This window comes from Salegentibacter sp. (genome assembly GCF_036568425.1).
In the GTDB taxonomy this organism is placed as follows: Bacteria; Bacteroidota; Bacteroidia; order Flavobacteriales; family Flavobacteriaceae; genus Salegentibacter.
This window is the reverse complement of record NZ_DATCSO010000039.1, coordinates 17992-42695: the sequence shown is the minus strand read 5'-3', so window position 1 is coordinate 42695 and position 24704 is coordinate 17992. Positions and strand designations below refer to the sequence as shown.

Sequence of the window (24704 nt, the reverse complement as noted above, 5' to 3'; positions counted from 1 at the left end):
GTAGGTAAGAGAAGAAGCCTGCTTGATTACCTAATGAAGAAAGATATTATGAGATATCGTGCTATCGTTAAGGAATTAGGATTAAGAAAATAAATTTCGAGGGGGCTTTACGCCCCCTTTTTTTATATAGAAGCAATTTGTAAATTGCCTTAAATTGTCACCCTGTAGCTCCAATATTGTCCGGAGCGAAAGGTAGTTTTTCATTGGTCTGCAACAACTACACACAACAACACAACCAGACCGTCCTGAAAGACGGAGACCATTGTTTAACACAGGCCTTGATACTACGGCCTGATTTGAAATTTTTATTATGATTCCACAAACATTTAAAGAGGTTATCGATCTTGGAGATGGAAGAGAGATCTCGATCGAAACCGGAAAATTAGCAAAACAAGCCCACGGGTCGGTTGTTGTGCAAATGGGAAAAGCCATGCTGCTGTGTACCGTTGTTTCTTCTTACAAAGAAAGCACCATGGATTTCTTTCCATTAACCGTAGATTACCGTGAAAAATTTGCTGCTGCCGGGCGTTACCCCGGAGGTTTCTTCAAAAGAGAAGCAAGACCAAGTGATGGTGAAGTTTTAACGATGAGAATCGTAGACCGGGTGTTACGTCCATTATTCCCATCAGATTATAGAACTGAAACTCAGGTGATGATCCAGTTAATGTCTCACGACGAAGAAGTAATGCCAGATGCTTTGGCAGGACTAGCTGCTTCAGCAGCTATTCAACTTTCTGACATTCCCTTTGAAACCGCTATATCTGAAGCCCGTGTAGGTAGAATAAACGGAGAATTTGTGATCAATCCAAGCCGAAGCCAGTTACTGGATTCAGACATCGATATGATTATTGGTGCTTCTGCAGATTCTGTGATGATGGTAGAAGGTGAAATGAAGGAGATTTCAGAAGAAGAAATGGCAGATGCCATCCAATTCGCTCACGAACACATTAAAAAACAAATAGACGCTCAGTTACGTCTTGCAGAAGCTTTTGGCAAAAAACCAGTTAGGGAATATGCCACTGCTGAGGAGAAAGAAGATATTGAGAAAAAAGTTCGCGATACTGCTTACGATAAAATTTATGAGATTGCTAAAGGCGGTCACGGTAAAAAAGAACGTAGCGAAGCATTTGCTGCTGTAAAAGAAGAAGTTTTGGCTTTATTTTCTGAAGAAGAATTAGAAGAAAATGAAAAGCTGATCAAAAAATATTATAGTAAAACCGAAAAGGAAGCAGTAAGAGAACTTACTCTTGCAGAAGGTGTTCGTCTTGATGGTAGAAAAACCGACGAGATCAGACCTATCTGGTGTGAAATCGATTACTTACCATCGGTTCACGGTTCGGCTATCTTTACCCGTGGGGAAACTCAGGCCCTGGCAACTGTAACTTTGGGAACTTCCAGAGAAGCGAATACTATCGACATGCCAACCCACCAGGGAGAGGAAAAATTCTACCTTCATTACAATTTTCCTCCTTTCTGTACCGGAGAAGCTTACCCAATAAGAGGTACTTCACGACGTGAAATTGGACATGGAAACCTGGCACAACGTGCCTTAAAAGGTATGATTCCTGAAAACAACCCATATACAGTAAGAATTGTTTCAGAAGTTTTGGAATCTAATGGTTCTTCTTCTATGGCTACTGTTTGTGCCGGAACTATGGCAATGATGGACGCTGGTATTCAAATGAAAAAACCGGTTTCAGGTATCGCAATGGGATTAATCTCTGATGGTGAGCGTCACGCTGTACTTTCAGATATTCTTGGTGATGAAGATCACCTGGGAGATATGGACTTTAAAGTAACGGGAACGGCCGACGGGATTACCGCCTGCCAAATGGATATTAAAGTAAAAGGACTTCCTTATGAGATTTTAGTTAAAGCACTAAAACAAGCTCGTGCAGGTAGACTGCATATTCTTGAAAAACTTACCGAAACCATTGCTGCTCCTAGTGAAAGCGTTAAAGCTCACGCTCCAAAAATTATCACCAGAAGAATTCCAAATGAATTTATTGGTGCATTAATTGGACCTGGAGGAAAAGTAATCCAGGAACTTCAAAAAACAACCGGAACCGAGATCGTGATCAACGAAGATCCTGAAACCGAAGAAGGTATTGTTGAAATTCTTGGTACCGATCAGGATGGTATTGATAAAGTTCTTGCCAAAATTGAATCTATCACCTTTAAGCCTGAAAAAGGTGCTACTTATAAGGTGAAAGTAATCAAAGTTCTTGATTTTGGAGCTGTAGTAGAATATCTTGATGCCCCTGGCAACGAGGTGTTGCTTCATATTTCTGAATTGGCCTGGGAACGCACCGATAATGTTACCGATATCGTAAATCTAGGGGATGTTATTGAAGTGAAATACTTTGGTGTAGATCCAAAAACCAGAAAAGAAAAAGTTTCCCGAAAAGCTTTGCTTGAAAAGCCTGAAGGTTATCAATCAAGACCACCAAGAGATAACGATCGTAACGACAGAGGTCGTGATAATCGTGGTTCTCGTGACAACCGTGGTCGTGATGACCGCCGTGGCAGAGACAACAGAGATCGCCGGGACAACTAATATGTCTGAGGTATATTAAAGTGAAATCCCCGGGAATTTTTTTCGGGGATTTTTTTTGCGTTAGGGATTGCAGTGAAAAGCCCACAGCGCGCGGAGCAAGCGAGGACTTGCAATGTAAAGCCCGGCCCGTAGGGAAACGCCCAAATAAAATTTATTAAGGTTCTTTGTAACATTTCGACTACTCTTTGCGTATAAACTAATACAAGAGCTATTCATAATTTAAAATCCAAGGAGACGATAGATGAGACAACTTAAAATTACGAAGCAGGTAACAAACCGTGAAACTGCTTCGCTGGATAAGTATTTGCAAGAAATTGGTAAGGTTGATTTGATTACTGCCGATGAAGAGGTAGAATTAGCGCAACGAATTAAAGCGGGTGATGACCGTGCCTTGGAGAAATTAACAAAAGCGAATCTTCGTTTTGTTGTTTCTGTGGCAAAACAATATCAAAATCAGGGCTTAACCCTACCCGACCTTATTAACGAAGGAAATTTAGGATTGATTAAAGCTGCTAAACGTTTTGACGAAACCCGTGGTTTTAAATTTATATCATATGCTGTTTGGTGGATTCGCCAGTCTATTCTACAGGCACTGGCCGAGCAATCACGTATTGTACGTTTACCATTGAACAAAATTGGATCTATTAATAAGATCAACAAAACTTTTGCTTTCTTAGAACAATCTCATGAGCGCCCACCAAGTGCTGAAGAAATTGCGAAAGAGCTGGACATGACGATTAATGATGTTAAGGAATCTATGAAGAATTCCGGGCGTCACGTATCTATGGATGCTCCTTTGGTGGAAGGTGAAGATTCTAACCTTTACGATGTATTGCGTTCCGGTGAATCTCCAAATCCTGATAAAGAATTACTACACGAATCGCTTAGAACCGAGATCGAGCGTGCTTTAGAAACCTTAACTCCGCGTGAAGCTGATGTTATTCGTTTGTACTTTGGTTTGGGAGACCAGCATCCAATGACCCTCGAAGAAATTGGCGAGACTTTTGATCTTACACGCGAAAGAGTTAGACAAATTAAAGAAAAAGCCATTAGAAGATTAAAACACACCTCAAGAAGCAAGATCCTGAAAACTTATTTAGGTTAAAATATTTAAGATGACAACAGTTAATACCGGCTGATTACCGGTTACTAATATAACTGTTCGTTTTTTGATTGATGAATGACCCCGGCGTGATGACCCGGGGTTTTTTTTACCTAATCCCGGCTTACTTTAAGACCTTCCCTACAAGCATTTTTATATAATTACCGATGGATATACTGTATCTAAAACCCTAAAAGAATAACTCCTTTATTGTAAATTAAAAAAAGGTGCAAAAGAACGAATTCCAATAAAACACCAGCTTATACCTGCGAAAATCATACAAGCCGAACATGGCAATTTAAACTTCAATCCTTTTAACTATATTTGAGATTGCTAGCAATTGGATTTTTAACTATAAAATGAACCTGCTCCCGTGATAGAAGCCTAGAGGTAGTTCCTTTATTAACCTTTTAAGCGTTTATTTTGGCCCCGTGGCGGGGGCTAAAAACATTTGGAAAACAGTTGAATTAAATTCATATATATGATATGAGATATGCAATATGCTATGTGAGCAACGCAAATACAAACTTAAGCAGAGAGGAAATTAAGAGGCTGCTTGAAGTTTCAAAGCAAACCAATACGCAGAAACAAATAACCGGAATTCTCCTTTTTTCTGAAGGGAATTTTTTTCAGGTACTCGAAGGGGAAAAGGAAATTGTTTTGGAACTGTTTGAAAAAATAAAAAAAGATCCGCGTCACTCTAACATTATCAAAATATTCAGCAAAGAAATTACTAAGAAGAAATTTGAAGAGTACCAAGTAGATTTTGTTGCAAATAAACATAATCCAGACAAAATACAGGACTATTTATATCACATACAAAGCCTTGACGAAAGTTCTCAAAAAGTAGTTAAAGAAGTCCTCTCAATTTTTATAGATAGTTACAAATAGTTATATTCTTCTTACTTTTGCCGCCAGAACAACACAATTACGATGACAAAAAAACTTATTGCACCATCTATTCTTGCTGCAGATTTTGCCAATCTCCAGCGTGATATTGAAATGGTAAATCAAAGTGAGGCAGATTGGTTTCACATAGATATTATGGACGGTGTTTTTGTTCCGAACATTTCTTACGGCATGCCGGTATTAAAAGCCATCAACCAACACGCCCAGAAAACCATCGATGTTCATCTTATGATAGTGGATCCTGATAGATACATCGGCGAATTTGCTAAACTGGGAGCAGATAACCTTACGGTACATTATGAAGCCTGCACGCATTTGCACCGCACGCTCCAGGCGATTAAAGCGGAAGGCATGAAAGCAGGAGTGGCTATTAACCCACATACAAGTGTAGATTTATTGCAAGATGTCATTAAGGACATAGATATTGTCTGTTTGATGAGTGTTAATCCGGGATTTGGAGGACAAAGTTTTATTGAAAATACTTACAAAAAGGTACAGCGCCTAAAAGAAATAATCATCACCCACAATGCTACCACGCTAATCGAAATCGATGGGGGCGTAACCGATGAGAATGCTGCCCGATTAATTGAAGTCGGTGCCGATGTATTGGTTGCCGGGAGCTTTGTTTTTAAGGCGAAAGATCAAATTGAAACCATTAAAAACCTAAAACTACTTGCAAACTCCTGAGGATATTTTTGATGTTATTATTATTGGTGGTGGTCCCATAGGAATTGCCTGCGGACTTGAAGCACAAAAAAAACAACTTTCATACGTCATTCTGGAAAAAGGATGCCTTGTAAATTCGTTGTACCACTACCCTACTAAAATGACATTTTTCTCTACTTCAGAAAAATTGGAGCTGGACAATATTCCCTTCATCAGTAATAACCCTAAACCGGTAAAAGCTGAAGCGCTTGAATATTACAGACGAATTACAACTTCAAATAAACTGAACATCAAATTATTTGAAAAGGTGGTTTCGGTAGAAAGCCCCGAGGAGAATCTGCATATGGTTCATACACCAAAAAATACCTACAGGACCAAAAATGTGGTCGTAGCGACTGGTTTTTACGATATCCCCAATTATCTGAATATTCCCGGAGAAGATCTTCCTAAAGTTGCACATTATTACGACGATCCACATTATTATGCTACGCAAAAAACTGTTGTGGTTGGCGCAAGCAACTCGGCGGTAGATGCTGCACTGGAAATTTATCGTAAAGGTGGAGAGGTTAGTATGATAGTTCGTAAGGAAGATATTGGCGAACGGGTAAAATACTGGGTTCGCCCCGATATAATCAACCGAATTAAGGAAGGTAGCATCAGGGCTTTTTACAAGTCAAATCTCAAGGAAATTAGAGAAAATGAAGTGGTTATAAGCAGTCCTGAGGGAGAAATTATTCTTGAAAACGATTTTGTTTTGCTTTTAACAGGCTACAGACCAAATTTTGAATTTCTGGAAGATATAGGAATTAAGCTATCAGATGACGGAAGAAAAATTCCTCAATATAATGAAGAAAGCATGGAGACTAATGTTAAAGGTATTTACCTGGCCGGTGTTATTTGTGGCGGAGTAGAAACACATAAATGGTTTATAGAAAATTCAAGGGTTCACGCAAAAATGATCATGGAAGACCTGGCCAATAAGAAAAAGGAATAGCTATAAATTTTCTAAAGAATATTTTATCACTTAAGGGTGTGCTCCCCTTTACGTCTATTGTCTAAACTCTTAAATTTTCAACAATCTTCTTCCATTTTCTGATAATTCCCCCTCTATTTTTTCCTGAATCATGCCACTGAATTCGCTCAGGATGAAATCATTGCTTGAATCATCTTTCTTAAACCAAGAACCCTGATCAGCATTTTCTTCGGGCTAAACCAAGGCCGGTTAATAAGTTACTGAATGCTGCTGAAGCCTTTTAAATCTAAGCTTCTGCCAGTTCTAAATCTCCCTAATAGAATAAAAAAAGCGATTTCAAAGTATATTTAAAAATCGCTTTTAGTTGGGGCAAAAAAAGGTATCATCTACTCATCAGGATAACCTCCGATGAACTTAAGATTTCATTACGGTTTAAGAGTTTTCCGTAAAATTCCATATCTCCTCTCGTGTTTTTAAAAGACCTATCGAGCCATTCTGATGCTTTCTTTACCGGGAATTTATACACTTTTATTTCGGGATAAGTTTCCGGGGAATTGGATTCATCGATCCCAATTTCAATATGTTTTTTCTCCTTATTATAGTAAACGTATTTTGCCAAAAAGTTATGTTTAATAAGGCTTATAAACTCCTCGGAAAGGCTACCACAATCTTCACACTCTTCAATGTATTGCTTTACGAGCTGCCTTAGGGAAGCTTTGATTTCAGTTTCATTTAAATAAGAAGCCATAATTATATTAGTTTAGGTGTTAGATTCTGGAGTAAAATTATGGGTTCAATGCGGAGTGAAAAACAATTTATGCCTAGTTTAACGCACATTTCTAAAAATTTCTAAATTATTCCGTCAAAACTTCAATAGATAAATACGCCTATAACCTGAGCCTCTTGCTCTAACAGTCCAGAGCCCGGGCCTTCAAAATTTAGACCTTAACTTTATACTAAGAGGCTTTTGTACCTTATTCCTATTTCTTCAAAAAATAAATTGAATGTATTCATAAAGCACAGTATTGAAGCTGTTGTAGGCCGGGGCTTATCCAATAAAGTTTTTTTATTATAGCAAAGGAGGCCGGGTGAGAGACAGTATTTTAATAATGAAGGATTGATATCTTTAGAACAGATTAAAAAATCTAATTCTAAACAGGGAAACTATCAGGTAGCTTCCATCGATCACCAGCCCTTTCGCTTTAAAGCAAATAAGACCAAAGAACACCCCCATATACTGGCAAATAAATAGGAACTTTTTCTCTATTTCAGCAATGTACAGAAATTTAATGTATACCGGCACAGCTCGCCAGCCAGAGGTGGCAAAACTTGTCCCGAAATTACTTTGGGAAAAGCAGGAATTTCAACATAACCCCAAAGTAGCTAATCCTCACCGCGATTCATAAATAATTAATTCAATTATAGCTAAACGGAAATAGGTAAAGCCTATTGAAATTATAAATAGGAAAATGAAAATATCAGCACTTCCTAGTCAAATAATTAAATATTCATAAATTCACTTATTTTAGCATTAGAGACAATTGGATTTGCGCCTTCTTCTGCTGCAACCAGCGCACCCATTGCACAAGCAAAATCTAAACTGTATTGTGGACCTTTCCCCTGAAATAAACCACTAATTAGGCTTGCCAAAAAGGAGTCCCCGGCACCTACGGTATCCTTCACTTTAATTTTATATCCACTGTTATAAAAACACTCACCATTATACAATAAAACCGCTCCGTGCCGACCCTTAGTTACACAAATGCTCTTAGTATTTGTTTTTTCGGCTATAAAATGCAGATTTTGCTCTAAGGAATTATATTTCGAGTCCATCATTTCCGCTATTTCAAAAAGCTCATCATCATTGAACTTTAAAAAATCGGCCTTTTCCATTAAGTCGATCAATAATTTTTTTTCGTAATACGGAGGTCGTAAATTAATGTCAAACACCTTATATCGGGCAATTTCCAATAGATCAATTAGGGTGCTTTTACTTTTTTCATCACGACAGACTAAACTTCCAAAAATAAATACATTACTATTTGAAACAGAAGATTTTATAGCATCAGTAACCTCTATTTTATCCCAGGCAGCAGGATGAGCAATCTCATAAGTGGCAGAACCGCTTGCAGAAAGAGTCACATTTACTAACCCGGTTTGGTATTCTCCTTTGATTTGAATATTCCCAGTTGAAATATTCTTATCCTGAAGATAGGATATAATTTTTTTTCCTCTTTCATCGTTCCCAATACTACTTATCATTTCGGTTTGTATACCCAGGCTACTTAGCCGCGAAGCAACATTTAAAGGAGCTCCTCCAATACGCTCCCCATTAGGAAAAATATCGAATAAAACTTCACCAAAACAGACGGCTTTAATTTCCTTATTCATCAGATCTAAAAATTTAGGTTTAATAAATAAAACACGGGATAACCTCCCGTGTTTTATAGCTAATTTACTTAAAATGAACCTCGAAGATTCTAAAGTGTTCCCAGATAATCAATTGAATTCTGGTATATACCTTCAATATTTCCACGGTAAGCGTTGGTACGCCCATCATTCATATTCCATTCCATACCGCCAACACCAATTGCTATAATGGTTCCGGCGTAAGGTGTTTTAGGTTTGAATTCTATAATACCGGGGCAACACTCGTCTGTCACACCACTCCAAACAGCTAAGACCTCACCCCCATAAAGACGATCAAATTCATTAAACTGGCCAAGCTGATTACCGGGTCCCAGAAGAGAAGATGCGTCCCAAAGATTGTTATGGTCTTCTCTGAAACCGGCATCTATAACGGGGAAATAACCTTCTTCATTTTCTTCAACTAATCCTTCATTAAAGGTATAGATTGGATGTGATTTTTTAGAACTCATGAAGTTAACTCCCCCATCGATGGCCCAGGTATCGGGTGAATCAAAACCTTCTCCATTGCCCTGGATAGTCAACAAACCGCTTTGATCTCTTCCTATGGTCTCAGCAAAACTTGTTGCCATACCTCCCAGAAGCATTTTTCCACCTTCAACCAAATACTGAATAAAAGCCGATTTGGCTCCGCCTTCGGTAAAAACTTCCGGTAATTCAGAACTTCCAACCTGGTCATAGTAAAAAACCACCACGTTTACACTTTGAAGATCTTCAAAGCTTACCTCGGCAGCATTTAGATATTCAAAATCTTCTGAATAGGTTTCCTGTACCCATTCTGCGGCCGCAACAATGTCGTCATCGGCATTTTCAAGAAGTTCCGCAAAGGTTTCCTGTTCTCCCAGAAAAGCAATTTTATTGGGTAAAACCCTCGTGATCAACTGGTAATTCCTGGTTGAATTTCCGTAGGTTGAAGTAATTTCTACTCGTTCAGACAGATCTAAAGTGGTGCCCGAAGAAGGATTTACCTCTACCCCTTTAGGAGCTGTAATCTCCAGTTCAACATTGGTAATATCGGTTCTTGGAGGAAGGACCAGATTAATCCTTCCCTGTAAATGGTCTATATTCGCCCGGGTTCCATTTCCTTGTAAAGTGGTAACAGAATTTAGCACCGGGCTCAGATCTTCGTCAAAATTTTCTCTTTCTTCACAGCCCAGTAAAATGGCCAGAGCAAAAAAGCTGAAAATTATATAGCTGAATTTATATTTCATGAGCTTTAGTTTTAGTCTTCAAGATTGTACAGGTAATCAAGAATATTCTTTGTAAAAGTTTCTATGTTAGACTGAAAATCATTTGTAGTACCATTTGAATCCCACTCATACCCTACAATAGTGTTTTCGATACTAAAGATAGAACCTTTAAAATCATTTGAAATTTGATCGTCGAAGCTTTCGTGAGTATTTTGATCGGTCCTGTTCCATAGAACAGCCCCATATCCAAAGGCATCACCTATGTGCCCCAAGGTTCCAAATTTTGTAGCATTTAAGGTCTGCTCAAATACTAAAGCAGCATCCTGACCACAGCAGCCCGGGTCAAGAATTCCATCGAAGTGCTGCCACCAGATTAAACGTACTTCCCTGGTTGCTGAATTTTGCAGCGCAAGAAATTCATCGTTCTGGAAACTTAATCCGTCAAAAATTGGATGAACTCTGCGATCTTCTGAATTGTTTTCTGGCCTCATTCCAAGTCCCCATATATCATCAGCTGGTTTTCCTGTATCTACACAACCGGAAGAACCGGCACAACCAAATTCAGAATAAACATAATTCCCCGGTTCCCTTGGTGCTGAAAAATCGGCTGGCACTCTGTCTATCGAAAAGATGAGAGGAGTTGCATCTCCTGCAATAAGCATATCGCCACCGGCTCTCACCCAGCTTTTCAAAGCCTGGGCCCTGGTTCCTCCGGGTCTCAATCCTGAAGGCAAGAGAGTGGAAACATTGTCGGGCGTAGCACTATAACCTACATCTTCAGCAGGGGTCAAATAATAGATCATCGCCACTTTTACATCCGCCATATTCTGTGCTGTAATTTCACTAAAAGACACGTATTTAAAATCCTCCCCATAAGTATCTCTCATCCAGATGGCAGCTGCTTTGGCATCATCGTCTACCAGCGCATCGATATCGTCCTGCTCTCCAAGGAAAGCGTAGTAGGTAGCCTCTACATCCTGGGCTTCAACAGTAACCGTATAGGTTTTTGTAAGGTCTTCGGTATTGGTTACAGTATATTCCACAGGCTCGGTGAAATCTACCTCTTCACCAGATTCAGGAGATATAGTTTGGCCTTCAGGAACCGTTATATCAGGGCTCAGGTTGGAAACATCGGTTCCTCCGGGGAGAGAAAGATAGATGGTATTCTTCTCGTTATCTATGATCCCTTCTGTTTCCCCAATTACAAAAGAATTGATTTTTGGACCTTCAATTTGATTCACGGTTACCGTGTATTCAGCAGCCGTAAAACCATCATTTGAGGTGATTGTATATACTACGGGACTTGAGAAATCTCTTGAAACCCCTGAAGCAATATCTACACTTGTTCCTTCTGGAATAACAAAGTTGGGAGTTAAGCTTTTTATATCCCCATCCTCACTACCAATATTTACCGTGATAGTATTTTCTTCATGGTCTATTTCTCCCGCATTTTCACCTATGGAAAAATTGAGAATTTTTGGATCCCCATAAGCAGCAACCATGGCCGTATATTCACGATTTGCACCATTTTGAGCCAGGGTTGTGAAAATAACTGGACCTTCGGAAAAATCCAAGACACTTCCGGATTCAGGCGAAACGCTTGTGCCCTGAGGAGTTTGAATATCTACTGTAACAGCGCTGAGATCTGTGCCTGCAGGCAGGGTCATGGAAATGGTTGCCGAGGTATGGTCTATATCGGCAAATTCACCATTTACTTCGAAAGACCGAATTATGGCCTGAGAAAAATCTGGCACTACATCGGTAAAATTATCATCATCGCTACAGGAATGCAGCACTACAAAGGGTAATATCAGGAATAACCCAATTGTAATCTTAAGTAATTTTTGGAATGATTTCATTTGATCAGTTTTATATTTTGATTTGTTTTATTAGTAACCGGGTCTTTGAGTGTAAACTCCGCCGCTGGCATCTATTTCTATTTGAGGAATAGGTAGGTAATATTCATGGGGCTCCAAATTAGCTCCCGACAAGTATGACCTTCGTGCCTGTTCTGTAGCTATATATTCACTTAGATAGCTATCGGCAATTCCCCATCGCACCAGGTCAAAAAACCGGTGACCCTCATTAGCTAATTCCAATCTTCTCTCAAAACGCAGTGCTTCAATAGCCTGTTCCTGAGATAAAGAAGTAGGATAGGTACTTATTAAATAATTTGCGGCATCCTCGGCAGGGTTTTCGAAATCCTTCACATAAGGAGAGTTTTTCGCCCGCAAACGAATCTCATTAATAATTTCAATCCCCTGAGAAACATCTCCTGTTTCAATGAGGGCTTCAGCTTTCCATAAAAGAAGATCTGAATACTTGATTAAAGGAAAGTCTAGATTTCCTAAAGCCCAGGGAAAACCATTGGGATTAGAGGCCATTCCATCGGAAGTCGGATAGATCATATTTTTTTTGCGTACCAAAAGGCCGTAGGTTCCGGCATCCCTGCTCCAATTGGGTTGCTGAGACATGGCGGTCCAGTCTTTCCAGGTAATTCCAGGTCTGCCTATGGTATGGTCTAATCTCGGATCTACTAAATCTTCCTCATCAATATTCTCTGAGTTAAAAGTATTGAACATAGGGAGACCCTGGTTATTTACTTTATAAGCATTGGCCAAATTCTGCGAGGGCTTGTGAAAATCATCTCCATTCAGGTAAGGATGATTTGGATCATCATTAGGGCTGTCTGGTGAATTTAAAAGGTCTCCGAAATTCACATTCCCGTATTGCGAACCATCATTAATGGAAAATTGAATGGCAAAAATATTCTCAGGATTTCCGTAACCAGGTTCAGAATATAATCTTTCGATATCCTCAACCAATCTATACTGACCAGAGTTTATTACCATATTGGTATGAGAAATCACTCCCTGCCAGTTTTCCTGGAATAAGTGTGCTTTTGCCAAATACGCGTGAGCTACGAGTGCATTGGCCCGGCCAAGATCAGGTTGACTTTCAGGAAGCAATGAAATGGCATTATTAAGATCTCCCTCGATTTTATCCCATATAAAATTCTCATCAAAGGTATTAGGAATAGACTTCAGTTCGGTTACCGGCGTATTTTCATCGTACCAAACAATGGAACCAAAGTTTTTCATTGCTTCGAAATAGAAATGAGCCCTAAGAACATATAATTCTCCAAGCCTGATATCACGCTTGTCGAATTCTCCTTCTTCCAGTTCAGTCAAAAATCTTAAAGCGGTATCTACTCTTTTTATTCCAAAGTAGATCGATCTCCAAAGGTTATATACATTATCACTGGAAGGAAAAAGGTCATGAGTTTCTAATTGGTGCATGCCGCCACCCGGATTATCTCCGGTACCACCTCCACCTTTATAGGCATCTCCAGAACGTATGTCTGAAGTTCCCCAATTGGAAGGCGCGTGGTCAAATGGCCAGAGATCTCTAAAATCTCCGGTATTATATCGGTAATCCAAAGCACTATATGCAGCGATTACCAGTGCTTCGGGTTCAAGGTTCTCTTCAGAAATCGTATTTTCTTCCAGAACATTCAGATCATCCTCTGAAACACATCCGATGATCAACATTAACCCTAATACGGTTAAAATGTGCTTTAATTTATTTTTCATTGTTTTCATAAGATGGAATTAAAAATTTGTAGATATGCCAAAACTTATAGTTTTGGTATGCGGGATTCCATAACCGGCTATCCCAATTCCCCCGGCACCTAAACCTGATACTTCATAATCAAATCCTGAAAAAGAAGTAAAATCAACCAGGTTTTGGCCCGATAAATAAAATCTCAGGTTTGATAAGCCTAACTGCCCTATAATATCTTCTGAAAAAGTATAGCCTACAGTTATATTTTTTAATCTGAAATAGGAACCGTCTTCAACAAAATAACTTGATGGCTGAATTTCATTATTCGAGTTATTTGTACTCAAAGCAGGAATATTGGAATTCGCTCTTTCTGGTGTCCATGCATCAAGGGTATTCTTCCCAAAATTAAAACTGAAGTAGGTGAAATCACCAAGGTTTCTTTGGGTATTGTAAATATCATGACCGTGTTTTCCGTCAAAATAAGCGCTAAAGTCAAAACCTTTGTAGGCAGCATTTAGGTTTAGTCCGTATATAAAATCGGGATGTGGATTTCCAATTATGGTCCGGTCGTCATTATTGATCACCCCATCATTATTGAGATCTTTGTACCTTATCCTTCCCAGGTCTTTTCCTGACTGGCGTGCATGTACAGCAACTTCTTCAGGGGTTCTAAATATCCCATCGGCAACAAGGCCGTAAAAAGAAGCAATTGGTGAACCTTGTTGGGTAATAGCTACCGCATTGTTCAGCAAAAAGTTATTATCGGTATCTAAAGACTCCACATTGTTCTTGTAATGAGAAAAGTTAAGATCAGCTCCAAAGGTGAAATCATTATCGCGCTTACTTTGATAGCTCAAAACACTTTCAAAACCAATATTAGAAACCTCTCCCGCGTTAATTGTCGGCGGATCAGATTCTCCGGTTATCGCCTGGGCAATTGGCTGCAGGATCAACTTTTTGGTTCGTTTGTCGAAGAAATCAGCGCTAAGGGAAAGCCTGTTTGCAAAAAATCCGATATCAAACCCAGCATTATACTGGGTGGTTTCTTCCCATTGAATATCGGGATTGGCCTGTCTCGCCTGAAGAATTCCTCCTACGGTACCAAAACCGTCTCCATCGATATCATAATCTGAAAACTCGATCACGTTTCCAACATTGTTATTCAGAAAAGCACTTAAGAAAAGGTAATTCCCGATAAGGTCATTACCATTTACACCCCAGGAACCTCTTAATTTAAGGTTAGAAACAGTTTCAGAATCTATAAGGAATTCTTCATTCGACATATTCCAGGCAACTGATGCTGCCGGAAAAACTCCGAATTTATTGTTGGGGCCAAACCTTGAAGAACCATCACGGCGAATACTCCCGGAAATAATATAGCGATCATCAAAAATATATTTTAATGATCCAAACTGGGATTGCTTACGGTATTCAACAGCACCTTCTATGGTTTGGAATTCAGCATCAGTTCTTACGATATATTCCGGGTAATTGGTGATATCCACACCTCTGATGCGATCATTGAGAAAATCTTCGTCTTCTTTGGTAAACTCAATACCCCCTAAAATGTTAAATCGGTGTTTATCGAGTTCGAAATCATAAGAAAGTAAACTTGTGAAAATAGTTTTGAAAAATTCATTCTCTATCTGGTCTACATCTATGTTTCGAAAAACACTCGGGATCTGATTCATCTGCACAAAAGGCTGAGTGCGGGTATCGAAATTATGTCGAACATAATCGAAGTTCAGGGAAGTATTGAAATTTAATCCTTCCAGAATCTCAAAATTGGCAAAAACATTCCCTAAAAATCTATTATTACGTTGTTGATTTTTACGGTTAGCCCAAAGATTGGCCAGGGAATTAGCTTTATCCTGAATTACTGGCGCCATATAGGTGCCGTTTTCAGTGTAAACCGGTAATAAGGGATTTTGCAAAATAGCATTTTCAAATTCATTGGCCTGGACTTCATTAAAATTTGAATAGAGGAAGTTCTCACCAATGGTTATGCGATCATCCCAAAATTCAAAGGTGGTATTTAACCTGGCGTTAAACCTGTCGTAATAGGTGTATTTCTGAATCCCATTATCCTTGGTATAATTAACTCCGGTAAATAACTGTATGTTCTCATCCCCGTAGCGGTAATTTGCATCAGTATTATAGGAGAAAGAATTATCAATAATTACATCCACCCAATCGGTATCAGAAGCACGTAGGAGTTGCTCGTCATCAAGAAATTCAGGAATATCAAAGCCATTTCCGTTATCGGTAAGCATGTTATAATTTCCAGAAATTCCACTATTGGCACGTGCCTGGTAATAAACATCGGCCCACTGCCTTGCATTCAAAACGTCTATGTCATCTCTTAGCATGTTTAAAGTAGTCTCCGACTTAATTGAAAATTCAGACATTCCTTCCTTTCCTTTTTTTGTAGTAACTACAATTACTCCGTTTGCGGCAGAGGTGCCATATAAAGCAGCTGAGGCTCCGTCTTTTAGGACCTGGATACTCTCAATTTCATCTGGATTCAAGGAAGAAGGATTAAAAGTTTGCACCCCATCTACTACCCAAAGAGGGCTCGAACCGGAGTTTACGGTGGTTAATCCTCGAATTAATATCTGAGAGTCATTACCTCCTGGGGTTCCTCCAGAATTTATCTGGATCCCCGGAACCCGACCCTGCAAAGAAGTTAAGATATTAGGACTGAATTCCTGAGAAAGTTCAGAAACATCAACCACCGTAATTGCTCCGGCAATATCAGATTTCCTTTCTGTGGTATATCCAGTCACAATTACTTCGTCCAACTGAGATACATCTTCCTGCAATACGATATTGTAAGTATTACGATTATCGATAATGACTTCCTGAGTGAGGTATCCAATAAAGGATATCACAAGAATTTCACCCTCATTTACGGCTAATTCAAAATTCCCATCAAAATCGGTCATTGTTCCCCGATTGGTACCTTTAATCAATACACTGGCACCTGGTACGGTTAAGCCAGTTTCATCGGTAACGGTTCCGGATATCTGCCTATTTTGGGCAAACCCGTGAAGAGAACAAAATAGAATTAATATTAAGATATAATTTTTCATATATAAGCGGGCTGATTTAATTATTTTCAATTTCGTAAATGATAACCTCGGCATTAGCAGATCCTCCTTCAACAAAAAGATCTACACCGTTGGCATCAGTACTTTCCGGGAAGAATCTTCCAGTAAAGTGTGACTTACCGTCAATAAATACTTCCAAAACAGATCCATCTACGAAGACTTGAACTTCTACGGTACTTCCCGGACTTAGATTGAAATCTCCTCTACGCACATCTCTTCTTACCAAATCAGAAGTTGAAGATTCTGAAGCATCTACTACCCATTCCTGGGTAGTGAAATCATAATACACCCTGTACTCTTCCCCACTGGTTTCAGATTTTCCTAAAACGAAACCAAACCTGCTGGCAGTACCAGTATCGAAAGTGGCGTTCATTTCAAAATATTTTCCGGCAAAGTCAATATTCCCCTCTTCACCTGGCTCAAGATTTACAGTTCCAAGATTTACCTGTTCTCCACGGTAATCGGTTAAATTAGGGTGAGGTTCAATAAGGATCGTTCCTTCATCGTCTAAAGTCCAAACCTGTGGAACGCTGAATAAGTGAGCATATCCCTGTTGCTGCTGAAATTCAGGCGAAACTTCATCGGGAATAATTCCTATTGCGGTCGTTCTGCCATCTGCATCAATAGATACTGCGGGCGAAAGGAAACCATTTACAACCTCAAGGTATTTAGGCGTTTCAAATTCAGGGATGAATTCACCGTTTTCGAAACTACCGGTCCAGTAAAAAGTGATTGCCGGAGAGGTGTTGTCTGGGGTTTTCTGAACCAGGAGAATGAATCTTCCATCAGAAACTTCATGTAATACAGGCATTTCCCAGAATTCTCCCTGGCCTTGGTTGATATCTCCCTGGAACAGGATTCCCTGATAAGTCCAGTCTTCAAAGTCCTCGCTGGTATAATAAACCACGTTTCCTCCTTCTGCAGCAATTCCGCTACCAATGATCATGTGGTATAAACCGTCTTTATGGATCACATACGGATCACGAAAATCGAGATCTACCTCTTCCGGGGCAGCGGCGATAACCGGGTTGTTAGGGTTTTTCTCTAAGGTTTGGTAATTATCTGAAGAAAACGCGGTTCCCATTCCCGCACGGTTTCCGTCTACCCCTGTATAAATCACGGCAGGAGTACCGTCCTCCAGAATTATGGCGTCACCAGACCAGATCCCGGCCTGATCCCATCCTTCAGTAGGCCATAAAACAGCATCTTGTTCTTCCCAGTCTACGAGGTCAGGACTGGTTAAGTGTCCCCAGTTCTGTTGAGCGATACCGAGGAAAACTTCATTTTTCTGAAAGAACATATGGTAAGTACCGTCAAGGTACACCAGGCCATAAGATTCATTTGTCCAGCCATAATCGGGGATAGGGTGATAGATTGGCCGGTGAGGGTCTCCGGAATAGTCGATTCCAAGGTTGTAATCTACTTCACCGGGAGTACCATACTGTTCGCCAATGAATTCGGCAACAGCAGGGGTAGCACTGCCGGAGTAAACCTGGATTTCATCAAGAGCCCCAGAATAGAAATCGATTTCAAAATCTCCCAGAGATTCACCCATAGTATTTTTTCCTATACTGAAAGGAGTATTGCCCGATGGCCATGTAATTGAACCTGATGGGGCGCTACCTGAAGTGATTTGTTGTTGATTAAGATATATATTCACCGATTGGGTAGCCGGACTAATTCCAACGATAATATGGCTCCAACGGTTTCTTGGAATACTGGTGGTGCTTACGGTTTCCGCAAAGGAACCATCTACAAAATACTGCACCACGATTTGTCCAAACTTGTTCAGCCCTACCATTATACCCGACTCAGACCCTTCTGAGGTCATAGCAAGCATAGCTGCAGTTCCTACGGGAAAAGATCTCGGCGAAGCCCAGAGTGAAATGCTTACTTCATCATCGGGAAGCAGACTGGAATCAATCTGGCCATTTATTTCATTGCTCAATCCATCAAAGAATAAGGCATTTCCCGATACTCCTTCCATTCGGTTTACCGATTTTCCTTCAACAGGAAAGGTCTCCCCGGTTGAAGTTTCTGTTACGGAATCGTCAGATGATTCATCAAAATTAAATTCCAGTAGTTTTTCGATTCTTAGGCTATCGATCTCATCTATAAATACGACATCGTCATCATAGCAGGAAGCAAACAAAGTGCTCGCTAAGAATATTTGTAAGAGAAAAATCATTTTTTTCATGGGTTTAAATGTGTAATTAATTAAAGGTCATTCGCAGTAACCTACTGGTTCTGGTACCAGGACTTACTCCTGATCATGTTTTAACTGGTTAATCTTTAAATTGTTTATTTCAAAATTTTGATCGCCTTCAGCAGAAAAGTTATTAAAGGCCTGCTGCGGAAAAAAGATCTCGGTCATCACAGTGTGACCGTCATCAAAGAAAAGCTCAATAGACATATTGTCGATTATTGCACGAACTTTAAGATTTTTTGCATCTGAAAGTCTGGGAGCAGTAGATATTTTATTAGCAAAATTTTCGTTGAAATCCACTAATCCGGAATTACTTCTATCGATAAAGAATTCTTCCTCCCCGTGGTCGTAACCAAACTTCAAGACATCTCCTTTATCGTTGCTAAGAGAGAATGTGTATTCCTGCTCCTGCAATTCTGGGATTTCAAAAAGTATTTCCGCTTTGCTTAAATCCAAATCTACTGAAGTGGCCAGGCTGGTGCTGTCCTCAATCTCAACCGAACTTTCTGAAATTCCTTCAGTACTATATTTTTCAAGTTCACGTACCGGCGTTGAAACAATTCGGTAAGTATTCTCCTGTTGGTTAAGGTTAAGATCCCGTGGAAGGGTCATGGCACTTCTCCAGGTTTCGGTAGGAACTTCATTGGCGTATTGCCAGTTAGACATCCAGCCGATAAAAAGGTGGCGACCATCGTCTTCCGGAATATTTGACCAGGTTACCCCGGCATAATTATCTTTTCCAAAGTCTAACCAATAGTCGTGCTCCGCTCCCATGTTGGCAATAGATTCATCGGGAGTAAAAGTGGAACCATCAAAATCTCCTACAAAATACTGTGTGGCAGAACCGCCGTTTGGTCCGCCGGGATTAATGCTTACCAAAAGTACCCATTTTTCTTCCCCGTTGTTATCTACTTCCATTTTGAAAAGATCGGGGCATTCCCAAACTCCGCCGTGGCCTCCAAGGTCTTGTCCGAAATCGCTTTCGTGTTCCCAGTCCAAAAGGTTAGGAGACGAATAGAAACTGATTCGATCCTGAACAGCCAAAGACATAATCCATTTCTTTTCCTCCTCATGCCATATTACTTTCGGATCTCTAAAATCCCTGATTCCCGGGTTGTCCAGGACAGGGTTTTCTTCATATTTGGTCCAGGTTTTTCCTGCATCAAGGCTATAGGCGATTCCCTGGGTCTGAAAATCATCCTCTCCCTCTTGTTCTCTTTCAGCATTGTGATAAGTGAAAATGGCAATAACCGGTGGGGTTTCCCCGTCTCCCAGGCCGGAGGTATTTTGATGGTCTACAATGGCACTACCCGAAAAAATAGTTCCGTGTTCATCGGGTTCCAGGGCAATAGGCTGCTCCTCCCAGTTTATCATATCGGTACTCGTGGCATGGCCCCAGTGCATAGGCCCCCAGACATTATCATCGGGATTATGCTGAAAAAAGAGATGATAAGTCCCGTCGAGGTAAAACATACCATTAGGATCATTCATCCATCCGGATTCTGGTGTGAAATGGAAATCGGGACGGAAATCTTCGTCGGCCTGTACTACTGTATCATTTCCTGAGTAAGACCTCTCGGTTTCACGATCTTTGCAAGACGTGAAGAGCATCCCTCCCAGAAAAAAGAAAAGTAAGCTTTGATAAATATATTTCATGATTTCTACTTTGATTATTGATTTTTATATGAAAATTCCCCGTTATCTTTTAATGCCAGTTCCTCGCTTAATTCTTCCAGGGATTTACCTTTGGTTTCTGGCATCATAAAGATTACAAAAAGAAGCTGTAGTACCATCATAAAGGCGAAAAAGGCAAATACGTAGCCCGCTCCAATAGTGGAAAACAGGAATGGGATGAGCGACGGAATTATTGCCGCCAGCACCCAATGTGTTGAAGAGCCGAAAGCTTGTCCCGATGCCCGTAAATGATTTGGAAATATTTCAGAAATAAATACCCAGATCACTGCCCCCTGACCAATAGCGTGGGCCGCAATAAAGAGGAAGAGAAATATAGGCACCCATAACCCGCCCCAATTAAGGAAAAACGCGGCTGCCACAAGTGACAGGGAAATTATATAGCCAATGGAACCGATAAACATTAATTGTTTTCTACCTAGTCTATCGATTAAGAAAACTCCCAATAAAGTAAATAGTAAATTCACTACCCCTATTCCTATGCTGCTTAGAAGAGCTGTACTTGCTACAAGACCGGCTTCCTCAAAAATTCTCGGAGCATAATACAGAAAAGCGTTTATCCCGGAAAGTTGGTTGAAAAAAGCAACTAAAAAAGCCAGTATAAGCGGAAACCGATATTTTTTCATAAAAATATTTTCCCCAGAAACCTTTGTTTCAGATTGCTGCTTTATTTCCTGCATCTTTGTCTTAAGGTCAGTTTCGGGATTTATAGACTGCAGAATATTTGCCGCTTCTGAATTTCTCGATTTGGAGATAAGCCACCTGGGGCTTTTGGGAATAAATAGTACAAAAAGGAAATAGATCAAGGCAGGAGCTGCCTCTATTCCAACCATCCATCGCCAGGGTTGTTCCCCGGTATTTCTTAGCAAATAATTAGAAAGAAAGGCGATTAAAATCCCCAAAACTATATTGAACTGGTACATAGAAACCAGCCTTCCCCGGTGTTTTGCAGGTGCTATTTCAGAAATATAAGTGGGAGCTGCAATAGTGGAAGCACCTACCCCTAAACCGCCAATAAACCGCAAAGCAGCAAAAATAACAGGATCATTCGCAAGCGCCGATCCAAGTGCCGAAATAAAATAAAGCACTCCTATTATTAAAAGCGTATTTTTTCTTCCGAATTTATTGGTGGGAATCCCACCAAAAATTGCTCCTACTACTGTTCCCCATAAGGCCATCGCCATCACTACCGAACCATGAAAGGCATCGGAGGTCCCCCAGAGTGCCTGAAGTTGTTTATCGGCCCCGGAAATCACCACCGTATCAAAACCAAAAAGAAAACCAGCAAGGGCTGCACTTAAAGACCAGGCAAATATCTTGTTCATATCTCAACTTATTATCGTGATTACTAAAGTATATTTATAATAGCCCTTTGAATTCTAAGATCTATTCAAAAAGTTACGATTTTGTTAAGAGAGTACAATAACAAAGATAAATATTTAAAAATCAATGAGTTACGAATAAAAAGAAAATTTAACGATAACGTTTTAGTTATAAATATGATACATATTATCCATTTCTGTTACCTTATTTCAGCAGAATTAAAAGGCGAGAAGTAACATTTTCTTAACTTCTGAATTGTTTTGGAGAAACCCCGTATTTATTCTTGAAAGAGGTAGAAAAATATCCGGGAGAAGAATACCCCAGCTTATAGGCAATTTCAGAGATATTCAGGCTGGACTCCTGAAGCAGGCTTTTAGCCTTTGCAAGTTTCTGAGAATTGATGTATTCACTAATGCTGATTCCTAATATCGCTTTAACTTTTCGGTAAAGCTGGACCCGGGAAATATGAAGTTGCTGTGCGAGATCTTCTACGGTAAAATTGGGTTGGGCCAGATTTTTCTCGATCAAGGAATTCAAATCTTTAAGGAAATTTTGTTCAGAAGTGTTGAATTCTTCATCTTTAATTTCATCGATTTTATTAGTATAGTAATACCGCAATTTTTCCCGGTTATATAACACCGAAATGATTGATTGCTCCAGCACCTCAAAATTAAATGGCTTGGTAATATACATATCGGCACCCGATTTCAGGGCATTTAACCTTGATTCTTCGTCGCTAAGAGCTGTTAAAATAAGCGTTGGAATATGGGAAGTACGTAAATCGTTCTTGAGTTCCTGGCAGATTTCAAAACCGGATTTTTCAGGTAAATTCAAATCGCAAATAATCACATCGGGAATTATTTCCAGGGCTTGTTCAATTCCGTCGGTACCGTCAGAGAGAAATACCCTGTAGAAGGGATGGAATTTTTTATAAAGAAGCTGGGAAAGATCATGATTATCTTCAATAATCAAGAGGCATTCCTTGTTTTCATCAGCTGAGGGGCGCGGGAACTCCGGTTTTTCTACTTCCTCAATAGGAATCGCATCTGAATGATCTGTTTTTAATGCTAAATCCTCTTCAGAAATCTGATATTCGGCCAGGTGTTCTTTACCTTTCTGCAGGGACACCTTGAATTCAGCCCCTTGACGTGAAGTAACACCAATATGCCCTTTATGTAATTCAACAAACTGCTTAGTAATATAGAGCCCCAAACCTGAGCTCACTTTCGCATTATTTGTAGCCTGTGTAAATGGATCAAAGATGCGCTGATATTCTTCTTTCGGGATCCCCATGCCTGAATCTTTAATGCTGATCTCAATAAGTTTTTCGGTTTCAGAAATATTTATAGCTATACTTCCGTTTTTGGGTGTAAACCTAAAGGCATTAGAAAGTAGGTTAAAAAAGACCTTATCCATCATATCTCTGTCTATATAAGCAATTGGAGATTTGGCACTGGAAGTAAGCTCCAGGTTAATCGATTTCCGCAAGGCCTCACTTTTAAAATCGGAATAAATATTTTCAATAAAATCGTAGAGATTTGTCTTTACCGGTTTTAACCTGAAAGAATTTCCTTCCAGTTTTCTGAAATCAAGTAATTCATTTATAAGACGTAATAAGCGTTTGGAGTTATTGATTATCAATTTGGTTTCATAATCAAAGGCTTTCAAGCTCCCTGAAGCGTTTTTGGAGATATTCTCAATAGAACTGGTTATTAGAGTGAGTGGTGTTTTGAACTCGTGGGAAAGCGCGGTAAAGAAATTGATCTTGCTTTCATTAGACTCCTTTAGTTTCTGAGCGAAATCTTCGATCTGGTTTCTTTGCACTATAATTTTACGATTGTTGAGTTCCAGCCTTTTTTTGCTTTTTTTATTCTTATAAAGAAGGTAAATACTCCAAAGCATCAGGAAAAAGAGAACAGCAGCAAGTGCCATCATAATTTTCACCAGGTTACTCTGGGAATTATAAGTAGCGATTTGCTCCTTAATCGTATGTTGTTGTCGCGCGATATCGTTTTGTTGCTGGTTAATTTTATCAAATTGATTTTGCATTATCCCAACATTTACCGAATCGATAATCACCGTTCGCAAAATATTATTTTTGCTAACACTATCCCCGTCTAAAATATGTTGAGCGAGTTTAATAGCTTCTGCACCACCCGTGGGATAAAGAACTGTGGCGTCAAGGATACCTTCTTTCACTAACTGAATTCCGCCACTTGGCCCGAAGAGCCCATCCACCCCAATAATTTTCACCTGATCCTCAAGAGAGTAATCCCTGGCTACTTCCCAGGCTCCAAGTGCCATCCTATCATTATGAGCGAAGATTATATCAGGAACCACTTCATCTTCAAAAAGGGAATCTAAGGCATTTGTGATTGAAGTTTTTTCCCAGTCTCCCTTGATACTATGGGTGACTTTAAAATTATTTACGGAATCTATAATACTTCTAAATCCCCTGCTTCTTTCATGAGCCGGAGAAGAACCCTCTGCTCCGGTGAGTTCAAATATTTCAGCACCGGTTTCCTCACCAGAAAGTATATAACGTGCAGCATTGGACCCAATTTCAAAATTATCGGCCCCCAGGTATGCAGTATAATTACTGCCCTCGATTTTACGGTCTATAATAATAGTTGAAATCCCCGCATCCATGGCCTTATCTATAGCCGGAGTAATTGGTATCGATTGGATAGGAGAAACAATAAGAATATCTACACCTTCTTCAATAAACCTTTCAATTTGTTCTATTTGCTTCTGAACTTCATTTCCAGCATCCCTTATTTCCAGTTGTAGTTCTGGATGCATGGACGCTTCCACCTGCATTGCCCTATTCATTTGTTTACGCCAGTTATCGGTAGTCATGGCTTGAGAGAAGCCTATTTTAAAGTTGGCAGTTTCTTTTTCAGGCTTACAGGAAAAAAGTGCCAGTATTATAAAAAAGAGAGATATTTTTCTTAATTGGGCCATCGGTAAGGACTTGGAAAAAAT

17 protein-coding genes are annotated in these 24704 nt (G+C 39.7%); 7 read left to right on the top strand and 10 right to left on the bottom strand.

The window, feature by feature from the left end:
* The 6 genes from VIM94_RS04505 to VIM94_RS04480 all read left to right on the top strand — a co-directional run.
* On the top strand, positions 1–93 hold a 93-nt coding region (locus VIM94_RS04505), incomplete at its 5' end, for a 30S ribosomal protein S15 (protein WP_332038094.1).
* A gap of 217 nt (positions 94–310) precedes the next feature.
* Positions 311–2557, top strand: coding sequence for a polyribonucleotide nucleotidyltransferase (locus VIM94_RS04500; protein WP_332038093.1), 2247 nt, complete (start codon positions 311–313; stop codon positions 2555–2557).
* Between the two features lie 241 nt (positions 2558–2798).
* A complete protein-coding gene (locus VIM94_RS04495; RefSeq protein ID WP_011708302.1) occupies positions 2799–3662 on the top strand; it encodes a sigma-70 family RNA polymerase sigma factor in 864 nt (287 codons plus the stop codon).
* 483 nt (positions 3663–4145) lie between these two features.
* Complete coding sequence (locus VIM94_RS04490) at positions 4146–4550, top strand: BLUF domain-containing protein (protein WP_332038092.1); 405 nt, start codon at positions 4146–4148, stop codon at positions 4548–4550.
* A 42-nt stretch (positions 4551–4592) separates the two neighbouring features.
* Positions 4593–5255 carry a ribulose-phosphate 3-epimerase gene (gene rpe, locus VIM94_RS04485; protein ID WP_332038091.1) on the top strand — a complete coding sequence of 221 codons (663 nt, stop codon included), beginning with the start codon at positions 4593–4595 and terminating at the stop codon, positions 5253–5255.
* The gene (locus VIM94_RS04480) at positions 5242–6228 is read left to right on the top strand and encodes a YpdA family putative bacillithiol disulfide reductase (protein ID WP_332038090.1); all 987 of its coding nucleotides are present in this window, start codon (positions 5242–5244) and stop codon (positions 6226–6228) included. Before rpe ends, VIM94_RS04480 begins: the two co-directional genes overlap by 14 nt.
* A gap of 361 nt (positions 6229–6589) precedes the next feature.
* Here the strand turns inward: VIM94_RS04480 and VIM94_RS04475 are convergent, their stop codons facing one another.
* Positions 6590–6955, bottom strand: a complete 366-nt coding sequence (locus VIM94_RS04475; RefSeq protein WP_332038089.1) for a hypothetical protein — start codon at positions 6953–6955, stop codon at positions 6590–6592.
* A gap of 526 nt (positions 6956–7481) precedes the next feature.
* On the opposite strand from VIM94_RS04475, the gene VIM94_RS04470 reads away from it, so the two are divergent.
* The gene (locus VIM94_RS04470) at positions 7482–7613 is read left to right on the top strand and encodes a hypothetical protein (protein ID WP_332038088.1); all 132 of its coding nucleotides are present in this window, start codon (positions 7482–7484) and stop codon (positions 7611–7613) included.
* Positions 7614–7707: 94 nt separating this feature from the next.
* Here VIM94_RS04470 and VIM94_RS04465 read toward each other — a convergent pair whose 3' ends face one another.
* The 9 genes from VIM94_RS04465 to VIM94_RS04425 all read right to left on the bottom strand — a co-directional run bounded on the left by VIM94_RS04465 (position 7708) and on the right by VIM94_RS04425 (position 24683).
* Complete coding sequence (locus tag VIM94_RS04465) at positions 7708–8598, bottom strand: carbohydrate kinase (protein ID WP_332038086.1); 891 nt, start codon at positions 8596–8598, stop codon at positions 7708–7710.
* Positions 8599–8687: 89 nt separating this feature from the next.
* Positions 8688–9845: a DUF4960 domain-containing protein gene (locus tag VIM94_RS04460; protein WP_332038085.1), complete on the bottom strand. Its 1158-nt coding sequence runs from the start codon at positions 9843–9845 to the stop codon at positions 8688–8690.
* 11 nt (positions 9846–9856) lie between these two features.
* Positions 9857–11683 (bottom strand): DUF5018 domain-containing protein, encoded by a 1827-nt coding sequence (locus VIM94_RS04455; protein WP_332038084.1) that lies wholly within the window; start codon positions 11681–11683, stop codon positions 9857–9859.
* A 30-nt stretch (positions 11684–11713) separates the two neighbouring features.
* Positions 11714–13417, bottom strand: coding sequence for a RagB/SusD family nutrient uptake outer membrane protein (locus VIM94_RS04450; RefSeq protein WP_332038083.1), 1704 nt, complete (start codon positions 13415–13417; stop codon positions 11714–11716).
* A gap of 18 nt (positions 13418–13435) precedes the next feature.
* Positions 13436–16480, bottom strand: coding sequence for a TonB-dependent receptor (locus tag VIM94_RS04445; protein ID WP_332038082.1), 3045 nt, complete (start codon positions 16478–16480; stop codon positions 13436–13438).
* Between the two features lie 16 nt (positions 16481–16496).
* Entirely contained in the window at positions 16497–18686 is a 2190-nt protein-coding gene (locus VIM94_RS04440) for a GH32 C-terminal domain-containing protein (protein WP_332038081.1), read from the bottom strand.
* A 72-nt stretch (positions 18687–18758) separates the two neighbouring features.
* A complete protein-coding gene (locus VIM94_RS04435) occupies positions 18759–20360 on the bottom strand; it encodes a glycoside hydrolase family 32 protein (protein ID WP_332038080.1) in 1602 nt (533 codons plus the stop codon).
* 14 nt (positions 20361–20374) lie between these two features.
* Complete coding sequence (locus VIM94_RS04430) at positions 20375–21721, bottom strand: sugar porter family MFS transporter (RefSeq protein WP_332038079.1); 1347 nt, start codon at positions 21719–21721, stop codon at positions 20375–20377.
* A 241-nt stretch (positions 21722–21962) separates the two neighbouring features.
* Entirely contained in the window at positions 21963–24683 is a 2721-nt protein-coding gene (locus VIM94_RS04425) for a substrate-binding domain-containing protein (RefSeq protein ID WP_332038078.1), read from the bottom strand.
* Between the last annotated feature and the right edge of the window lie 21 nt (positions 24684–24704).

Coding starts and splice junctions, on each gene's coding strand:
- VIM94_RS04500 (WP_332038093.1), top strand. CDS start 311: ATGATTCCACAAACATTTAAAGAGGTTATCGATCTTGGAGATGGAAGA.
- VIM94_RS04495 (WP_011708302.1), top strand. CDS start 2,799: ATGAGACAACTTAAAATTACGAAGCAGGTAACAAACCGTGAAACTGCT.
- VIM94_RS04490 (WP_332038092.1), top strand. CDS start 4,146: ATGAGATATGCAATATGCTATGTGAGCAACGCAAATACAAACTTAAGC.
- rpe (WP_332038091.1), top strand. CDS start 4,593: ATGACAAAAAAACTTATTGCACCATCTATTCTTGCTGCAGATTTTGCC.
- VIM94_RS04475 (WP_332038089.1), bottom strand. CDS start 6,955: ATGGCTTCTTATTTAAATGAAACTGAAATCAAAGCTTCCCTAAGGCAG.
- VIM94_RS04470 (WP_332038088.1), top strand. CDS start 7,482: ATGTACAGAAATTTAATGTATACCGGCACAGCTCGCCAGCCAGAGGTG.
- VIM94_RS04465 (WP_332038086.1), bottom strand. CDS start 8,598: ATGAATAAGGAAATTAAAGCCGTCTGTTTTGGTGAAGTTTTATTCGAT.
- VIM94_RS04460 (WP_332038085.1), bottom strand. CDS start 9,845: ATGAAATATAAATTCAGCTATATAATTTTCAGCTTTTTTGCTCTGGCC.
- VIM94_RS04455 (WP_332038084.1), bottom strand. CDS start 11,683: ATGAAATCATTCCAAAAATTACTTAAGATTACAATTGGGTTATTCCTG.
- VIM94_RS04450 (WP_332038083.1), bottom strand. CDS start 13,417: ATGAAAAATAAATTAAAGCACATTTTAACCGTATTAGGGTTAATGTTG.
- VIM94_RS04445 (WP_332038082.1), bottom strand. CDS start 16,480: ATGAAAAATTATATCTTAATATTAATTCTATTTTGTTCTCTTCACGGG.
- VIM94_RS04440 (WP_332038081.1), bottom strand. CDS start 18,686: ATGATTTTTCTCTTACAAATATTCTTAGCGAGCACTTTGTTTGCTTCC.
- VIM94_RS04435 (WP_332038080.1), bottom strand. CDS start 20,360: ATGAAATATATTTATCAAAGCTTACTTTTCTTTTTTCTGGGAGGGATG.
- VIM94_RS04430 (WP_332038079.1), bottom strand. CDS start 21,721: ATGAACAAGATATTTGCCTGGTCTTTAAGTGCAGCCCTTGCTGGTTTT.
- VIM94_RS04425 (WP_332038078.1), bottom strand. CDS start 24,683: ATGGCCCAATTAAGAAAAATATCTCTCTTTTTTATAATACTGGCACTT.